Origin of the sequence: Nostoc sp. PCC 7524, from assembly GCF_000316645.1 — a bacterium.
GTDB lineage: Bacteria > Cyanobacteriota > Cyanobacteriia > Cyanobacteriales > Nostocaceae > Trichormus.
This window is the reverse complement of the sequence record NC_019684.1, coordinates 3,950,168-3,968,376: the sequence shown is the minus strand read 5'-3', so window position 1 is coordinate 3,968,376 and position 18,209 is coordinate 3,950,168. Positions and strand designations below refer to the sequence as shown.

The window sequence follows — 18,209 nt, the reverse complement described above, 5'->3', positions numbered from 1 at the left end:
AGCCAGTAATATTTAACAACGTATATGTTGATAAATAAATATACGAATATCGTGATGAAAAAGTTTTTATAAGTTAATGACTCCAGGACTTAGAGATTATCAGGTTGAAACCACAAAATTTATTCATAGCTCATGCACATTCTGATTTATTCTTACAACTATTATCCAGAGCCTATTGGCATCGCACCCCTGATCACCGAACTAGCAGAAGGGCTAGTAGAACAAGGTCATCAAGTGCGGGTGATTACGGGAATGCCTAACTATCCCCAGAGGGAAATTTACGATGGATATAAGGGTAAGTGGTACGTTACAGAAAAAAAGAATGGCGTGACTATCCAACGCAGTTACCTGCGAATTAAATCCAAACCCAACCTGATAGATCGGTTGCTTTTAGAATTAAGTTTTATAGTAACGAGCTTGCCGCAAGCCTTCAACGGTAAACGGCCTGATGTCATCCTCCTGACAGTGCCACCACTATTAGTTTCACTACCAGCAACTTTACTAGGTCGTCTGTTTAAATGCCCAGTAGTGCTAAACGTACAAGATATTCTGCCCGAAGCAGCTGTACGTGTAGGGTTGATGACCAATAAAACGATGATTCGGGTGTGTGAAGCCATAGAAAAATTTGCCTACCGTCGTGCCACTAAAATTAGTGTGATTGCCGATGGCTTCTGGGAAAATTTAGTGAAGAAGGGAGTTAATCCCCAAAAGATTGTTTGTATTCCCAATTGGGTGAATGTGAATTTTATTCGCCCCTTAGCCAAAAACAACTCCTGGAGAGCTACCCATAACCTCAACGGTAAATTTGTGGTGATGTACTCCGGGAATATTGCCTTAACCCAAGGTTTAGAAACAGTAGTCGCCGCCGCCGCCTACTTGCGTCACATACCAGACATCACCTTTGTAATTATTGGTGAATCCACAGCTTTAGTTAGATTGCAGAAATATTGCCTAGCTTGTGGTGCAGATAACGTTTTACTATTACCCTTGCAACCACGAGAACAATTACCGCAAATGTTAGCAGCTGCTGATGTGGGGTTAATTGTCCAAAAAAGTAATGTGATCTCTTTCAATATGCCTTCTAAGATTCCACTGTTGTTAGCAGCTGGTCGTCCGGTAGTGGGTTCAGTACCTGCAACTGGCACAGCTGCTAAAGTAATCAGGGAGAGTGGCGGCGGACTAATTGTAGAGCCAGAGTCACCACAAGCATTAGCAACAGCAGTTTTGGATCTATACAATAATTCGGATTTAGGGGCAAGACTTGGACACAAAGGTAGACAATTTGCTTTAGAGAAATTCTCGTTTGAGCAGGCACTTCAGCAGTATGAGGAGCTATTCTTTGAGGTAACGGGCAAAGGCAAATCAACTTTGGGTAGTGTAGAGAAATTAAACTCCCAAAAATCGGTGGTTGATATTTTCAGATAAGCAAGGGATTGGGGAGTGTGGAATTTTCCGATGATTAGCTGACTTGTTAACCTAGGGTTAGCCATTTCGCTCACAGCACAATCCCTAAAATCCCAAAAATATTATCAACATGGCACTTGCGCCCCTTTTACCGATCGCTTACCGCATTCTCAAACCTACTTTTTCCAACTGTCTTTGGAGTGGCAATTCTCATTCTAGAGCGATCGCCCTCACTTTTGATGATGGTCCCCATCCCCAATACACTCCCCAGGTGCTAACAGTTTTAGACCGCTACAACATCAAAGCTAGCTTTTTTTGGTTGGGTGCTTGTGTGAATCGTTCTCCAGAAATTGCTAAAGCCATCAGCGATCGTGGTCACTGGATAGGATTGCATGGTTACGATCATCGCTCTTTTACCATGCTCTCACCAAACGACCTCAAACAAAGTTTAGAAAAAACCCAAAGCGCCATCTATGGTGCGTGTCATCTTGTACCTACACAAGTACGTGACGTTAGACCTCCCAACGGTTTATTTACACCCAAAACTCTCCAATTATTCCGACAATGGCAATACCGTCCAGTTATGTGGAGTGTTGTCCCAGAAGATTGGGTCAGACCTGGAGTAACTAAAGTCGTAACACGAGTTCTCAACCAAGTCCAAAACGGCTCATTGATTGTACTACATGATGGTGCTTGTGGTGGACAAGATGTCGCTGCCACAATTCAAATTCTCATTCCTCAACTGTTACAAAAAGGTTATGAGTTTGTCACAGTTGATGCACTATGGCAGCAAGTTCAAACAAACCCTTAACAAGAATACTTTGATTTTAAAAAAGATTCAGTACACCTCATAATCCTGCTTCTCGTACCTTGTTTCCTCCCTATGTGAAGTAAGTTCAAACATCAAAGCGGACTGCTAGGTACTTTTAGCTTGTGACTGTTGAGCAACTTCAGCATCAGAAGTAGTAGCTACAGCCACCTCCTGATTACCTAAAAGTTGATGTATTTCACTTAATGAAGTTGGTTGAATTACAGAATCTTCTGTTGGCTCACTTGCATACTCAATTAGGTCTTGTACTTGGCAATCTAAGGCTTTACAAAACCTAATGATTCTTTCAATATGATCAGTCCCAGTTCGGCCGCTTTCCCAGTTTTGGATAGTGCTTTCAGTCACGCCGACAAGGCGGGAAAGTTCAAGCTGGGTTAGCCCTGCTTTTTCCCGAAGCAAAGCGATCCTTGATTTTGGCTTTTGTTTCACAGCTACAGCACTTTATATCTATCTATAGTCGTAGATCCTATCATCAAAGAAAACCTGCGCCTATAAAATTACTAAAAAACTTTTGTTGTATCGTTAAATTATTTTACATACCAGACTTACCCCGATGAAAATTTCTTGCAAGGTCAAAGCAAATACAGAAAAAGATTTTGCTTGAGTGGTAGGGGAACATCAAAAAATAACTTATTCCAAATCGACGGTCTACTACTTCTCTTAATATACAAGGGTGCGTCAGTATGAATAATTTCTTGGTGCAGCTAGGTTTTCTTGCACTGACGCACCCTACATTTTGGATATTTTTTTATCTGGAAGTCCCTAGCTATTCTTTACCAAAACAGTGAGCGGCATTACAAATGCTGACAAATTGTCAAGGTACTTTAACTGAAATGAAGCTATGGGAATCATATTTGATTTTTGTTGGCGTAGCCTGCGCTAGCGCATAAAAACTCAGTATACCCCCAATACTTTTCGGTTAAGCCCTAATCCTTTCAAAAATGGAACAGGTTACACGCCTGAAACCATGATAACTTCGTGAGTAAAAGTCACTCCTAATTCCTTAACCGAGAGGTATTGAGTATACCCCTACCCCCCTTCTTTCCTATTGCCTATTGCAAGAGTGCCTATTGCCTTCTACTATAGGATATTTCTGTTGACTTAAAAATATCGCCAAAGGCATTTTAGCGTGTTACGTGTAACTGATTTTCTAGATTGACACGCAACCACAGGTCGGCAAACGACCAGACATAGCTCTGACTAGCAGTTTCTTGAAAATCTTCTGGTTTGTTAGTAACAATCGCATCTAGTTGATAATTTTCCAGGCACACCAACTCTACAGCAGATTCAAAATTATTCACTGGTGACATACGTGCTGTTTGCAAAATATTCTGATTAACCAGACAAATTTGTACTTTCTCTAGTAACCAAGCGACTACTATATCAGCAATCTTAGGGTTTTTTAAACAAGAGGTATAAGCATAAATTTTCTGTAAGCCCACATCCGTTAAGTGCATTTTAATTGATGGATGTACACTTTCTAATAATTGTCTAACATCTGTTGTGAATTCAGTACAATTCATCAAAGCTTCTAATATTAAATCAGCATCACATAAAATTCTGAACACTTTTAACCCCTCTTTTTCATCATCAATTTTAGTGATAAATAGTCTTAGCAATACATTGCTGCAATATCACTAGAAATGTTTTTTATGACTTAGTAGTTTTTCTTTTGTCCACGCAGACACACAAAAATTGGCGGCAGAAAATCTTCCCATACCAACTTGTCTCAACTAAGGCAAATAAATCAGTAGATACAACCTTAAAGAATCATATTCCGGTCAAAAACCAAACTTTTAGGAAAATCACAGACCAAGGCAGCAAAACAGTATTGTAAATAATAAGGCATTAATCACTTCCTCTCTTCAATCTCTAGAAGGAGTTTATTTGCCTAACTACCTACATTGTTTGACACAGACTTAGCACTCGATTAGCATTCCCAAAATGACGATAGATTATTTCTGATAGTTCCAATCGACAACAAGTATTTTTAAGTGATTATTTTTTACAAAAACATGGTATTGTATAAGCAATTTTAGGAATAAGGCATTTGTTAAACAGCAAACATCCTGCTACTACCAAGATTGAGGTAGTGACCCTTGCTACAAAGCGGTCTAGTATGACCAAGGGTGCGACGATCTACTACTTCTCTCAACATACAAGGGTGCGTCAGTACAAATAATTTCTTGGTGTTGCAAGATTTTATCTGACTGACGCACCCTATTAACTTTTGCAGGAGCTTTTTAACTATGACTCAACAAACTCATGATTTTTTCTTTTTAAGTTGTTGCATCACAAACAATGTTGTTAAAGCGCCCATAGATACGAGCATATTGGCAGGCTCAGGAATAGTTGCCACTTGTTGGATGACGGTAACAGAGGCATCACCGAGAGTAGGAATTAATGTATTGCCGTTACCATCGGATAAATCGATTCCGTTAGCATCTGCTAGATATAAAGGAAAAGTCTGGAACCTTAAGTCACTTGTACCCAAACCAATGGCGTTAAAAGTTAAAGTTGCTAAGGTAAAATTATTAGCTTGTGGCAGGTCAATTAGTTCATCAGGAGTCAATAAAGAAACTTCAAATATATCTATTAAACTACTACTTAAAGGTTGCACATCTTTAATAGATGGAAACAAACTATTACTCAGTTGATCACCAAAATCAACCTTTGCAAACCGAAGAATATTAGGATCAAACTCAAATCTAAAATTATATCCCCCCAAGTCATTATCATATTGGCCAGGAACTGCTAGATCAAAAATTTCAACTTTTACTTTTACTGCATTGTCGCCTAAATTTACTGTTTGAGATTCAGGTGTGAACCTGAGTGATACCGCTTGTGCTGCATCCACATTCAGGATTGATAATAATCCAACCGCTAAACCTAAAACAAAGTTTTTTTTCATCAACCTTAAGCTAAGAGATTATATTTCCAAAAATTCTTTATGTAAGAATGGTATACAGACCCAAGCAACAATATATTTATGCACAATTGCAGTTGCTAGCAATTGTGCATTGTTTAGTTACTACTAACCTATTCTCCTACCATTGCAGGAAACTGAATTGGTTCATTGGATGTAGCATTGATGGGATAGTTTTCGCCACTAAAAAACTTGGTATCAACAAGTTGTGTTAATGTCGCTAAATCGCTTTGCCACTTGTCAATGACTGTACCGATAGCAGCTAAACGTTCTGCGGTTTCTTCTTGAGCGATCGCTCGGCTAAAATTAGCAGAGAATAGTACAGCTGGCTTAGATGTTTGGTCTGGATATTGCAACTCAGCTTCATTCACATCCAGATATAGTTGTGTATCATCCAGGGTGTACACAAACCGCATAGAAGCTTGCATAGGCGCTGAACCAAAATCTTGCCATGCGCCGGATTGCAGTAAGTTACTAAAAATGTAGTTACGAGCAGCTTGATTTTTTGGCTCACACAGGACAAAGCCTCTCAAGTTAATGCCAATTCCTTGGTAGCTTACTTGTTTAACTGTCTCAATATATTTGTGAGCGATCGCAGGGACTTGGACATCTTGAGGATCTTTGTTAGCAATAGCCTCAGCAAAGATAATTCTGTTTGTCTCTGCAATTAGGCTCACGCCGTTTTGGAAAACTACTTGAGCCGCAGTGTTGGTTAATACAGGTGGTCTAGCTAATTCCCAGTCACCAGGGATAATACCAGTATATTTCAAGAAATCCGCAGTCAAAATTGTCGGGTTTTGCTGTTTTACTGCGATCGCAATCAAAAGTTCTTGGGCTGCAAAACTTTGGCTCATTATCTTCCCTTTACTTGTATCTGAAATTTTCTTAGAAAGTTGTGTGTTGTTGATAAATTAATGACCAAAATTGAGGTCATTATCCATTAAATTAGCGTTCTTCCATATTCTGGAAAATCACTAATAATTGGTACTTTTTATCTCTAATTAATTTGAGAGAGTCAACACAACCTAAAACATTTGTCATAATACTACTCTTGGTTATATTTGCATCCTGAAAAACAAGATGTTTAGCAGAAATTACAAAATAACTTGGAGAGTTATTTTAAGATACCTTATTGGGTATTTCTACGGTAATCTAGGTATATCATACAGGTGTGTCTTACTTTTTGAACACCCTTAATGATAACTTTACACTTTTTTTGATCTCAGCATAGTCTAGCAAAATACCAAGTAAATCTACGTTACTTGTGAGCATACCTTTTGACAATCTAGATAAAGCTCAGTATAACTTCGTCTTAATACATCATTAAAACTTAGGATGCTTGAAAATGTAATAGTCTCTGACCGTTGGTCATCACCTAGGTAGACAGAACGCCATCATTTAAAGTGGGGCTGTAGCAAGCATAGATAAAAATCTATTGAAAGTATAGTTTGTACTGGGATTATTCATGTCTCTATACAGCAAGCAAGCTGATCCATCAATTAGCCTCTAATGCAGTAACCATAGCTATTCCAGCAACTTTACAGGTACACCATTGTCATGGTAATTTTTAAGTAAATTTAATGAATGAAAATCTAAAATTTCGTGTAGAATCAAGAACAACCACTGAAATTGGCCTGATATATTTCACTTTACAGGAGCTTCGTAGATGAAACTACAAGACCAAAAACGCTACTGAATTGTAGTCACGAGGTTAACTGAATAACATAATCAGCCAAGTTTTGAGCAATTACTTAATATCAGCTTCGTGGGTAATTGCTAATTACCAAAACTTAGCAAGAAACTAAATATTTAATTCATGACATAAATGATGAGTCGGTTGAAATTTTACTTATATTTTCTACCGAATTTGTCGATATGTCTATTTTTTGCGACTGTAACCTTGTCGTTACATAAATTTTTATTGCCTTTATTTAACCTGATTAATTTATTTAAGTAAAAAGCAGATATGTTCACGGAAAATAGTAGCCCAATTCCTAACATTCCTGATTTACAGAAAAATTCTCCTTTTGATTTGCCAAATGAGAATCTGGGAATTACGACTTTAGTAGTCAACGGTGCTACTGATTACCCAATGCCCACATTGGCACAACTTAATAGTAATTATGAAGTAAGCACATTATCTATTGATGATATTGATGAATCGGCACTTACCACCAAATCTCTCACAGGAGATTCCACACGGCCGTTAGTGGGAGCATCTGCCTTAGTAGGAACCATCTTTTGGACAGGAGGGGGGGAAGAAAATAATTCTTGGTTTAATGTCAACAACTGGAACCTAGGCAGATTACCAGGACAAGGCGATATCGTTGTCATTGATGATAACGATCCTAATAAGGATATCATTGTTAAATTTGATAGCGCGGTCAACACCACAGTTGGTGCGATCGTTAGCCAGGAAATATTAGAGATTACAGGCGGCACACTTTCTATAAGTAACGAAGCATCCCTAAATCAATTGTGGCTTCGCGGTGGAACACTTACAGGTAGTGGCAACATTGACACCAACGTTTTTGAGTGGAGAGCAGGCACACTCAGTGGCAGTGCCAACACCACAATGAGTGTCGGCACCCTCAACATTAGCAACACTAATCCCAGTGCTAACTTCAGCAAAACCCTTTCCGGTCGGCAGTTAACCAACACAGACACAGCCACATGGCAAGGCGGAAATGTCACCACATCTAACGGAGCCAAATGGATTAACCAAGGGCAACTTTACATCGAAACCAATGACTCCTTTAGTGGCACATTAGACAACCAAGGTAGTCTCATCAAAAGAAACAGCACAGGTACCAACAACTTCTTTGGTAGTCTCAGCAGTAGCGGGATTGTATCTATTGACAGTGGTGGCTTGTACCTGCTCGGAAATGGCACCTTCGATAACACCGTTGTCATCCAAGAAGGTAGCAGTTTGCGGTTGGGTAATGAAGGGGTAGACATCTACAACTTTGCCACCTCTGCCACCCTTGAAGGAGGTGGCACACTCACGATGAGTGCCGGTACCCTGAATCTGCAAGGGAATTATCAACTCAGTAACAGTCCTATCTTCGATGGCGGTACCACCAACTTCAATGCCACAATCACACAGCCATTTGCCGTGATGAACATCAATGGTGGTGAAGTCAACTTCAATACGCCGCAAGATACCATTGTCATCACTAATCTGAATCAGGCAGGGGGAACCCTCAAAGGTCAGGATAATTTTCAAGTCGGTACCTATAACTGGAGAGCAGGCACACTCAGTGGCAGTGCCAACACCACGATGAGTGTAGGCACCCTCAACATCAGCAACACTAATCCCAATGCTAACTTCAGCAAAACCCTTTCCGGTCGGCAGTTAACCAACACAGACACAGCCACATGGCAAGGCGGAAATGTCACCACATCTAACGGAGCCAAATGGATTAACCAAGGGCAACTTTACATCGAAACCAATGACTCCTTTAGTGGCACATTAGACAACCAAGGTAGTCTCATCAAAAGAAACAGCACAGGTACCAACAACTTCTTTGGTAGTCTCAGCAGTAGCGGGATTGTATCTATTGACAGTGGTGGCTTGTACCTGCTCGGAAATGGCACCTTCGATAACACCGTTGTCATCAAAGAAGGTAGCAGTTTGCAGTTGGGGAATGAAGGGATAGACATCTACAACTTTGCCACCTCTGCCACCCTTGAAGGAGGTGGCACACTCACGATGAGTGCCGGTACCCTGAATCTGCAAGGGAATGGAGCGATCGCCTTTTTAACACTGTCAAACGGTACCCTATATGTAAATGGTGTACTCACAGCCACTAATACCTTTGAATGGAGTGGTGGCACCCTGAGTGGCAATGGTGTGACAAATATAGCTCCTCAAGGAACTCTGAATCTGATCTCCGGTGGTCGCACTTTAGGTGCTGGTCATACTCTGAACAATTGGGGTACAGTTAACTGGAGAGTTGGCGGTATTTCCGCAGGTCAGGGCAGTGTAATTAACAACCAAGGTAATTTTAATATTTTTAATACCAATGGTTCAGGCATGGTGAATGGTATTTTAACCAACACTGGCATTGTAACCAAATCCTTGGATCGTAACACTCTGGATAATAGCACTCCCTTTCAAAGAGTTACATTTAATAACAGTGGTACAGCCAACGTCTCATCAGGCAATCTGACCTTTACTGAAGCTAGAGTTGTTAACACAGGAACTTTACCTGCTAGCGGCATTACTTATGTAAACAACACTACACAAGTTACAAATCCATCATTACCAGACCTCTACATTATTGCAGAAGGAATTAATGCTCCTAGTCAGGTTGATCCTGGTTCTACCATCACAGTCAACTGGCGCGTTGGTAATCGAGGCAATGCAGCCACTGCCAACCAGCCTTGGAGTAGTGGGGTTTACTTCTCTACAGATAACCAGTTAGATATCACTGATATTTTCTTAGGGCGATCGCTAGAAACAACAATCCTCAGCAATGGTAGTATTGCAGAGAACCTGACAAGTGCTAAATTTGTTTTTCCCAGAGTCGCAGCCGGAACAGGATATCTACTATTTGTGGCTGATGACCGCTACAAACAATTTGAAAGCGACGAAACCAATAACGTTGTTGTTAAAGAAATTCAGGTAACAAATACCCCAGTTCCAGCTGTTGCGCCTGATTTAGTAGTTACTGATGTCAGCGTTGATAATAGCCAACTCATCGGTAATCCCGCATCTGTCCAAGTCACTTGGAAAGTGAAAAACCAAGGGACAGCCACCGCTACATCCTGGCGCAGTCGCATTATCTTAAGCCAAAACGAAACTATCGGTGATAGTGATGATCTGCTTCTTGGTTCGGAATTTACCAACACAGGCTCACTCATTCCTAATTCAGTATTTGATAGCTTCCAGCGCACTGAAACAGTAACCCTACCAACCAACTTGCGAGGCAGCTACTACATAGCTGTAACGACTGGTTTGACATCAGGAGTGGAAATTAGCAGACTGCAACATTCAAATCTGTTAGCTTACTTCCCCTTTGAGGGTAATGCCGTCGATGTCAGTGGTAGTGGTAATAACGGCATTGTTACAGGCGCAGCCCTAAGCAATCAAGGATATAGTGGTCAGGCATATTCTTTCAACGGTAGTGGACTGAATCCGCAAGTTATCCGGGTGAATTTGGATGTCAACCCTAGCCATTATCCCCTCATGTCTTGGGGTGCTTGGGTCAAACCCAGCACACAAGGTCAAATGGCGATCATTTCCCATGATAATGGGGGCTTTGATCGCAGTTTAGTTATTGATAATCGCAATACCAACAGTACGACAACAAATACATTTCGTTGGTCTACCTTTTCTGGAAGCGGCACTCTTTTAAATACTACAAATGTAGCGAATGCCCCAGAAATACCTATAGATACAGAGAATTGGACATTTATCGCAGCTACCTATAACCAAACTACAGGTCTAGTTAGCTTGTATGTTAATGATCAAGTTTTGACTGAGACAGGAATTTTTAATGAAGGTTTAAATTACTTACATATCGGAAGCAACCCCACATTTGGCGGCTATTTCCAAGGTCTAATTGATAACGTATTCATCTACAACACGGTTTTATCTAAAGAAGACCTGGATGCTATTCGTCTCAGGGGCGTTCCTCTAGGAAATTTAGGATTAACGGGAACATATAATAACACTTCCCGCCCACTGGGAATTCAAGTCAGTCTACCAGCCAATGGCTCCCCCAATCTCAGCTTAGACAGCACCCAGATAGCAGAGAATAGTGCTGTTGGTGCTGTAGTAGGCAGATTTACCATTACTGACCCGGATGTTACTGATACCCACACTCTGGCTATAGTCAATCAAGACGCTGACAGACCCTTCGCCATTCAAAGGAATCTACAAACAGGTCAGTATGAATTAGTAGTTGCTAGAGCAAATGTCCTTAACTACGAAGCCAAAACCAGCTATAACATTAGTGTGCGGGTGACAGATTCTGGTGGCTTGAGTGTAGAAGTTCCCTTCACAATCACCGTTCAAGATGTTAACGAGAGGCCTACAAACATCACTCTCAACCCAATTAGTGTTCCAGAAAACAGCGCACCAGAAATTTTAGTTGGGAGATTAACCACCACTGACCCGGATGTGGGAGATAGCCATAGCTATACATTACTCTCAGGTAATGAATGGTTTACCTTGGTGAATGGTAACGAAATTCGGGTAGCTCAGGGTGCAGTTCTCGACTTTGAAAGTCAAACTAGCTATGTAATTAATGTCCGCAGTACCGATGCGGGTGGGTTGAGTGTTGACAGCAACCTGACGATTAATCTGACTAACGAGAATGAAGCACCTAGTAATATTACCTTAAGTGCTAACAACATTCGGGAGAACAGTCCGAACGGCACAATTATTGGTACTTTTAGCACTACAGACCAAGATAGAGGCAGTAGTTTCACTTATGAACTGCTGAATAATGCGGGAGGTCGCTTTGCCCTCAACAGCAATAGATTAGTCGTAGCCGACTCCACGTTACTAGATTATGAAGCTACATCTAATCCTCAGTTCACCATTCAAGTCAAGGTAACGGATAACGGGGGATTAACCTTTGTCAAAGACTTTATAATTAACCTCCTCAACGCCCCCGACGTTGATTTACAAGTAGACTTTAACCCGGCTCTAACCTTACCTACATCAGCATTTTTGGGTCAAACCCTGAATGTTAGTTGGATTGTTACTAATAACAGTAACGAGACTACCTCAAATGTGGCGTGGAGCGATCGCCTGTACCTTTCCCAAGACAAAACCATCAGTAATGATGATATCCAAATCAACCTTCCTGCCGTCAAAGTACCATTAGCAGGTGGTGAAAGCTACACCCGCACTATCCCCCTACCCTTAACTAACGCCCAACTCATCGCAGGTAAATACTACATCATCATCCAGACTGATGTCGGCAATACCGAAGGGGAAACCAACGAAACTAACAACCAGATAGTTAGTGATGAAATCACCCTCAACCCTGCACCCACACCAGATTTAACAGTAGTCGAAATTGAGCCGACATTCCCCACAGACTTAACGCAAAAAGACCAATTTTTCCTCACTTGGAGAGTTGCAGATTTAACAGGTAATGGGATTAGCAATCAAACTTGGGTAGATAAAGTTTACCTGTCCAAAGATGGTAATTTAATTGAAATTGGTAGCTTTAGCCGCAATCAAGCATCCTTGGGGACAATTTCTCGCCAAATCACCATTCCCGAAAACTTAGCAGATGGTGAGTATGAGTTGCTAGTGGTCACCGATGCTGACAATACAGTCATAGAAAGCAATGAGAATAATAATCGCCTGTTAGTTTCGGGTCGGAAAATTATTATCAGTCACGCAGATTTAGTTGTATCTGACGTTGAAATCAGCACAGAGATTGCCGTTGAACCAACGGATAACACTGGTCGCTCCTCCTTTGTCACCATTCCTAACCAAGTACCGGTTAAGGTGAGTTGGAAGGTAACTAATAGTGTTGCTGGCATTGGCTCAAGTAATACCTGGGTAGACCAGATCATTGCCATCTCTAGAACTGGGATTGAACGGGTAATTGGCGAATATACCCATACAGGCTTCTTGAGTGAAGGTGAATCTTACACTCGTGATGTGACCGTTAATCTACCCATCGGCTTCTTCTCTGAACGGTATGACTTATATGTGCAAACAGATGCTACTAACCAAGTAGCAGAAACCACAACAGGCGAGAATAATAACAGAGGCAAAGCCGAGCAATATCTGGATGTCGCTACTAGCCGCTACGCAGATTTAGTCATTACCGATGCTAATGCCAATTTAGTCATTCCTGATACTAGCTCCCCAGGTGGCAACTTCCTCAATGTCTCCTGGACAGTTAAAAACGAAGGGATCGGCCCGACCAACACCAACACCTGGACTGATATTGTACAACTAGCCCGTAACAGCGATGGTACAGGGATCATCTCTACCAGAACCTTCCAGAATTTCGGCGTGTTAGATGTTAAAAACACTTATAACCGTTCTGTACAACTGCCTGTTCCCAACGGTTACGCCGGGCCGGTGTATGTAGTAGTAACAGCCGGGAATCCCTACGAATTCATCTACACCAACAACAATAGAAGAATCATCTCGTCTGTGATCCAAATTCCTGGCGATCGCAATCCGCCTAATTTGCAAGTAACAGAAATTACCGCACCGCAAACCGTCCAAGCTGGTGCAACCATTGATGTTACTTGGAAGGTAGAAAATAAAGGTCGTACAGCCACAGGGACTTGGGTAGATCGGATTGCCTTAGTCCCCCAAAATCAACCCAACGCTGCGCCTATTGTTTTGGGTTCGTTTATCTACAATAATTCCCTGGATGAAAACGGTAGTTATACCCGCACTGAACGCTTACGCGTACCGGAATTTATTGGCACTACAGGTTTACAAGGACTGTATCAAATTCAGGTAATCACCAACGCCAATGCCTTACTCAACCCCAACAGTACCAACCTCATTTATGAGGGTAATATCACTGACAACACTACCGTTGATACCGACGCTATCCAAATCAACTTCCCCTTCTATCCCAACCTGACAGTCTCCCAGGTAGAACCCATCGGTGAACTCAAAGCTGGTGGTGTGTTCTCCGTTAAATACACGGTGACAAATGAAGGCGTTGTTGCAACCAAAACGCCACGCTGGCGGGATAACGTTTATCTTTCCTATGGCAGAAACTCACAAGGTGTTTTTACCAAAGATATCTTTTTAGGTGCGATTGATAATGCCTCAGCTTTAGCAGCCAGTGAAAGCTACACCAGGGAAATTACTAATCTGAGAATTCCCGACAACTATAGTGGTCCAGGCTATATAGTTGTGGAAGCTGATGGGGGGAATGTTGTTCAAGAGTATCCCCAAGAAGACGACAACCTGGGAGGTTCCCAACTATTTAATATCCAAGAATTAGCACCGGCGGATTTGCTAGTCTCCGATGTGGTGGTAGAACAAATCGAAGTGGATGAAGGTACTAGCTTCACTGTCCGCTACAAAGTCACCAACGTTGGCTCAGAGAGAACCATTAGCAGCACAGGTGGCTGGATAGATACCTTCTGGCTAGCCAAAACCAGACAACGACCCTCACCTATAGCGCAAGGTGCAGATGGATTCTTCCCACTACAGGATATTTTACTGTCAACACAGCGTAACCGGAACATTACCCTGAATCCCGGTCAAAGTGAATACTTTAGAGAAACTATCACCTTACCACAACGGGTGACAGGTCAGTGGTACGTCACGCCTTGGATCGATGCCTTCGATGCAGTTAGGGAAGTAACATCAGCAATTTACAATAACCCAGACGACCCCAACCAACTAGATAGTAACAACTATAAAGCCTCACCAAATAGGTTGGTGATTAAACCCAAGATAGCCGCAGATTTAGCTGTGAGCAATGTCACCGCCGTCTTGACATCGGCACCAGTAACTGTACCCGGAGGCGACCGCACCTTAAAAGTTGACTGGACGGTGACTAACCTAGGGGCAGAATCTGCCGCTAACTGGCAAGATTTTGTATATTTGGTGACAGACACAGGCGATCGCGTAGGACTAGCGCGAATTAACTCTCGTCAACAGCTAGGAGCAGCTGATACTACTGGTAGTAGCCCAGTCTATCAGTCCTATAACAACTCGGCGGAATTCCAACTACCCACCTCCGCCAAGGCTGTACAAGTAATCGTCACAGCTGATCCTTGGTTTGGTACCAGTGAAGTGTGGGAAGGCGGCGGTACATCTGAGATAGATAATAACTCAGCCAACACGACAGTAGAAATCGATCCCTTACCTGCGGATCTGCGAGTTAACAGTGTCACCGTTACAGTCGCCGATACTCAGCGACCATTCCATTCTGGGGAAGGGGTGAATGTCAAATGGACTGTCCAGAACTATAACAACCCCATTTGGACGGGTACACAATCTTGGACAGATGAAGTTTATTTGTGGCAAGGGAATCCTGACGATTTTGAACCCCATAAAGGGACGCTGCTAAGTAGATTTACGATTCGGCGAGAGGAAGTTGCAAACAATCAATATACCCAAACACAAAGGGTAACACTACCCAGAGGGATATACGGTGATTACTATATCTATGTAATTACCAATGCCTACGGTGGCTCGAATCCTACTGTTAATCAACGTACCTACCGCGATCGCGCCTTTGAAAACTCCTTAACTAATAACAGAAAACGTAGCGACTCCTTCCCCGTTATTTACCGCGAACCAGATTTACAGTTTACCCAACTGCGGATTGCAAATCAGGTATTTGATGTTAACAATCTCCCCTCTACTAATACCCCTCTGGCTAACTTGCCGCAATTGAATTCTGGTAAGCCAGTATCTTTGGGTTGGACAGTTAAAAACTCAGACACCAACGGTGAGGGACGAGACACCAGAGAGGGTATTTGGACGGAACGGGTATATCTCTCCGAGGATACCACATTAGATAGTCGCGATCAGATGATTGCCTTTTACAACCGTAAGGGCGCTCTGTTGAAGGAAAGCAGTTATTCAGCCACAATTAACGACTTCCGCCTACCTGATGGCATCAGTGGTAAATATCACCTCATCTTCTTTACTGATGCCAACTTGTTTGGACAATTACCACCGTTAGAGCCTGGGTTGCGGAATTTGGGTGATAGTGTGCCGGAATTTAAGTATGAAGGCAACAATATTAAAGTAGTGCCGGTGAATATTACCCTCACTCCACCACCGGATTTAGAAGTTACTAACATCACCATTGCAGACTTACCCACTGACAAAAATATCAACATTGGGCAAACCATCAACTTTAATTACACCGTAACTAACACAGGTGTTGGGGAAGTACCACCAAATCAAAGACGTTGGCGTGATTTAGTCTATCTATCGGCGGATAGATATTTGGATTTAAATAGCGATCGCTATCTTACATCTGTAGATGTTGGCCTCAATCAACCTTTAGTAGGCAACCCTAATAATTACACCAACACCGTCACCTTCAAATTACCCACAGATTTAACAGGCCCTTACTACATCATCGTCTTAGCCGATGGCGATCGCTCCAGTCCTGCGGGTGCAGTTTACGAAGCTGACGATAATAATAACAGTCTGGCTAGCACTGTCTTTAACATCACCGTCCCACCACCAGCCGACTTACAAGTCACCAATGTCACCGTCGCCCCCGGTGGCAAAGTCGGGGGAGAAATTGCCGTTGAGTGGACAGTCCAGAACTTTGGCAACTTAGCTAAAGGTAGATGGAGGGATGCACTGTACCTTTCCGCCGATGGTATTTTGGATATTAATGACCGTCTCCTCGGTACTTTTGACCAACCATCGATAATTAATGGCAGCTTAGAAAATAACGCCACCTACACCAACCGCCAAAACGTCACCCTTCCTGGTGTTCTGCCTGGCCAGTACCGCATCATTGTACGTACCGATATCTTCAATGAAATCTATGAAGATATCAAAGACAACAACAACGTTACAGCTTCTACAGATGCGTTTAATGTCAGTGCAGATACCTTACAGTTGGGTGTCACCTCCCAAGCAACACTCACGCCCAAGAGAGTTGATCAACAGATAGTCACTCAAGAACGGCTTTACAGAGTGGATGTTGGCTTCGGTCAAACCCTGAAAGTTAACTTAACTAGCGATCGCCCCAACATCTTCAACGAGTTGTATATTCGCTACAACGACCTACCCAATGGCCAAAACGTTGACGCGAGTTATGAAAGTCAACAGCCAGGAAACCAATCCCTAGTTATAGCTAATACCCAAGCTGGTAGTTACTACATCCTGGTACGGGGACTATACAACCAAGAAACCGAACTCAGTTTACTGGCGGAACTGCTACCTTTCAGTATTACCAACGTCGCCACTGACAGGGGCGGTGATACTCGCTACGTCACCACCCATATTTATGGCGCACAGTTTAGCCCCAATGCCATTGTGAAATTAGTGCGCCCCGGCTTTGGGGAATATGCTCCCGTTAGCTTCAAGTACGTAGACGGTACACATTTAATTGCTACCTTTGACTTTAGAAACGCCCCTCTAGGATTGTATGACGTGAAAGTGATCAATCCTGATGGACGGCAGGCGATCGCACCTTACCGTTACTTAATTGAACCAGCCACTCCCCTCGATGCAGACATCGGTATGGGTGGCCCCCGCATCTTGAGTTTCCTCCCGCCCGGTAACGTGGGACGCTACCAAGTCGCCCTCCGCAACTTAGCTAACTTTGACGCGCCCTATGCCTTCTTCCAGTTTGGCTTACCCCAACTGGGAGGGGGATTACTCGGCACACCCAAAGTCAGCTTTAGTTCTAACCTAGGGGGACAGCCGAATAACCTCACCAATATTAACTGGACAAGCTTAGATTCATCAGTCAACACCAACGGCACAATTCTCGCCCCAGGCTATTTAATTGATTGGGAAGCCAAGGGTTCTCAAGGATTTAACTTTACTGCCCATATCTTCAAGGGGATTGAAGAAATCTTGGCCAGGAATCCCCGCGCCTTAGATGGCGTACTATCCGACCCGAATGTGGATTTATCCTTCAAGTTCCACATCTTGGCAGCCATCACCCCCATGACTCCCCAAGAGTTCAAGGATGCTCAACGCAGAGATGCCAATAAGTTACGGCTAGCGATTCTCCAAGACCCCAACGCCCCATCGGGGTTGATTTTGCTGGCAGCTGATGAAAACGGTTGGAGTGATTTATATCTCAAAGCTTTAGGCCAAGCAGGTATTCTCAGACAGGAAGACACGCCACCTAATATCGACACCGAACCCTATGTTGTCAGTGCAATGGCAGTGCTGGCATCGGGTATTCCCTTGAATGAACAAGGTGTTCCCTATGTCACTAACGCAAACATCGTAGAATTCTTCACCCAAATCCGCAAGTGGTACGGACACCAAGCCGACTTACTGGGTAGAGAAGAACCCCCCGCACCATCTGAATATGACTTAGGATTGTCTTCTCCTACCCGCTTCGAGGCGTTTAACGTTTATGTACCACACCGTACCCGCCTCGA

7 protein-coding genes (1 of these 7 cut by a window edge) are annotated in these 18,209 nt (G+C 42.7%); 3 read left to right on the top strand and 4 right to left on the bottom strand.

Annotated elements, in window-relative coordinates; translation table 11 throughout:
• Positions 1-132 precede the first annotated feature (132 nt).
• Together NOS7524_RS15860 and NOS7524_RS15855 are read left to right on the top strand one after the other, a co-directional pair.
• Positions 133-1,425 carry a glycosyltransferase family 4 protein gene (locus tag NOS7524_RS15860; RefSeq protein ID WP_015139496.1) on the top strand — a complete coding sequence of 431 codons (1,293 nt, stop codon included), beginning with the start codon at positions 133-135 and terminating at the stop codon, positions 1,423-1,425.
• Positions 1,426-1,534: 109 nt separating this feature from the next.
• Positions 1,535-2,215, top strand: coding sequence for a polysaccharide deacetylase family protein (locus NOS7524_RS15855; RefSeq protein WP_015139495.1), 681 nt, complete (start codon positions 1,535-1,537; stop codon positions 2,213-2,215).
• A 105-nt stretch (positions 2,216-2,320) separates the two neighbouring features.
• Here NOS7524_RS15855 and NOS7524_RS15850 read toward each other — a convergent pair whose 3' ends face one another.
• The 4 genes from NOS7524_RS15850 to NOS7524_RS15835 form a co-directional block, all read right to left on the bottom strand.
• Complete coding sequence (locus NOS7524_RS15850; RefSeq protein WP_015139494.1) at positions 2,321-2,662, bottom strand: helix-turn-helix transcriptional regulator; 342 nt, start codon at positions 2,660-2,662, stop codon at positions 2,321-2,323.
• Positions 2,663-3,357: 695 nt separating this feature from the next.
• Complete coding sequence (locus NOS7524_RS15845; protein WP_015139493.1) at positions 3,358-3,801, bottom strand: hypothetical protein; 444 nt, start codon at positions 3,799-3,801, stop codon at positions 3,358-3,360.
• Between the two features lie 695 nt (positions 3,802-4,496).
• A complete protein-coding gene (locus tag NOS7524_RS15840; protein WP_015139492.1) occupies positions 4,497-5,144 on the bottom strand; it encodes a cohesin domain-containing protein in 648 nt (215 codons plus the stop codon).
• Between the two features lie 128 nt (positions 5,145-5,272).
• On the bottom strand, positions 5,273-6,013 hold the full coding sequence (locus tag NOS7524_RS15835) for a hypothetical protein (protein ID WP_015139491.1): 741 nt from the start codon (positions 6,011-6,013) through the stop codon (positions 5,273-5,275).
• Positions 6,014-7,125: 1,112 nt separating this feature from the next.
• On the opposite strand from NOS7524_RS15835, the gene NOS7524_RS15830 reads away from it, so the two are divergent.
• A protein-coding gene (locus tag NOS7524_RS15830; protein WP_015139489.1) for a tandem-95 repeat protein crosses the window boundary here: on the top strand, positions 7,126-18,209 show its 5' portion. It continues 21,184 nt past the right edge of the window; only the first 11,084 of its 32,268 coding nucleotides appear in the window; the start codon lies at positions 7,126-7,128; its stop codon lies off the right edge, out of view.